Annotated in this window: 2 protein-coding genes; both read right to left on the bottom strand. The window is 31.5% G+C overall.

Translation table 11 applies throughout. The features are described 5' to 3' along the window. A partial coding sequence (locus tag BAZSYMA_RS04660; RefSeq protein ID WP_143243103.1) for a DUF3108 domain-containing protein occupies positions 1-374 on the bottom strand: 374 nt, incomplete at its 3' end. A gap of 24 nt (positions 375-398) precedes the next feature. Further along, a partial coding sequence (locus BAZSYMA_RS04655; RefSeq protein WP_090716134.1) for a phosphoethanolamine transferase occupies positions 399-1901 on the bottom strand: 1503 nt, incomplete at its 5' end.

Below are 1901 nucleotides of genomic sequence, written 5' to 3'. Positions count from 1 at the left end.
GGGTTTTTCTCTAAAATATTGACAATTGCCAAAGTTTGGTTCAGCGGATCAACTTGCTGGCTTTTAGGGTAAATGTCAATATTCTTTTTTACCTTTTCACCACCTTGTTCAAAGTTTTGATAATGCTTAGTTTGCAAACCAAATTGATTAATAACAAATACAGATTTTGTGCGAATTTTATAATCCAAAAACAAGGCTATCATGCCTTCAGTTTGTGCATCTAAAGTATAAGAATACACATTGTCTATTTTGCTTAAGGTAATCCGTACTTCAGCAAGATCAAAATCTAGCGTTGATAAGGTGTAAGTTGCTGTGTGTGGCTTAAGCGCCAGTACTGAAAAAGAAAACAACAGTGGAAATAAAAATTTTATCATTCACTAACTTTAAAATAGTCTTTTTTAATGAAAAACATCTAATGCTTTATCGTAAACTTTGGTTTTAACCTTAAATAACCCCAATAAAGAATGTGAAATATTATCATGTGACAACGATTGATTAATGTCACCTGACTTCTCATCACTAAACCAAGCCAGCATTGGCACATGGGTTTGTTCTTTAGGGGCAATTATATAAGGTAATCCATGCAAATAAACACTTTTTTCTCCTAGAGATTCACCATGATCTGAGGTGTAGAATACGAAACTATTGAGGTAATTTTTTTTCATCAATTGAATGGTACTATCAATTAAATAATCGGTATATAAAATACTGTTGTCATAGGCATTGTTGACTTCTTCATTGGTGCATTTCTCTGGCGTATTTTTGCAAACAGGCGTAAACACTTCAAAAGCTTTCGGGTAACGCTTATAGTATCTTGGACCATGAGATCCGAGAGAATGTAGAACCACCAATACATCAGACTCTTGCTTATCAATATAGGACTTTAAACCATCAAGCATAGAAATATCAAACTTGCCTTGACTCAATATATTTTTATTCTCAATTCGAGTGCAAACACCTTTACAACTAGAATTATTATCTAGCCAAAAAACCTTAACACCAGCTGTTTGTAAAATGTCTAGCACATTGGATTGGTTGTCGGCTTTTTGTGGTGAATAATCATTTTTTCCTAACAATGAAAACATACAAGGCACCGAATAAGCGGTAGATGTGCCACAAGAGGCAACATTAGAAAAATTCATAATATTTTGTTTTGCAAGCTTAGGGTTGGTTAATTTTTTATAGCCGTTTAATGAAAAATGGTCTGCTCTTGCCGTTTCTCCAACGATAAAAATACCAACAGTTTTTTGTTTTTTAGCCTCATTAATAACTGCATCATTACCAATCATTTTAAATTTTTCCTTTTTATCAGGAAAGTAATTTTCTTTGATGTATTTAACGCCTGAATTAACAACAAAAAGTGGGTTGATAAAATAACGCAAATCACGATTTTCTCTACCGAAATAAGTCAAATATTTCATATTAGACCAAATCATAATAGTGCAAATAACCATAACAACAATAGTAGTTAAAATTCTATTTCTACTTTCAATCAAAAAAGTTTGTCGTTTGATTTTCACTAACCATAATAACGCAACAGGTATAAAAGCAAAAATACCCATATGAATCATCAATGGAATAGACAACAATTCAAGTGTTTCTTGAGTATTTTGCTCTTTAATGTTATCAACAATATTGGTCAGCATAAACTGATCAAACACTACACCAAGTTCTGAAAAATAACCAATAATTGCGCTTACTATTAATACAATGGATAAAAAAACTTTTAACGTATATTTGTGGCTAAACAATAGCAACATCAAATAAAGTAGTGCAAAAAACAGAGCAGAAAAAGACAAGAAAAACCCAAAACCTGCTGTTTTAAAAAAATCTATTCTTTGAAAAACCTTACCCCAAAATACAAAATTGTCAAAAAAAACAATAAAACCACAAGTTAATAA

Origin of the sequence: Bathymodiolus azoricus thioautotrophic gill symbiont, from assembly GCF_001298715.1 — a bacterium.
Lineage (GTDB): Bacteria > Pseudomonadota > Gammaproteobacteria > PS1 > Pseudothioglobaceae > Thiodubiliella.
Note: the sequence above shows the minus strand (reverse complement) of the source record. Positions and strands in the feature narration are given on the sequence as shown.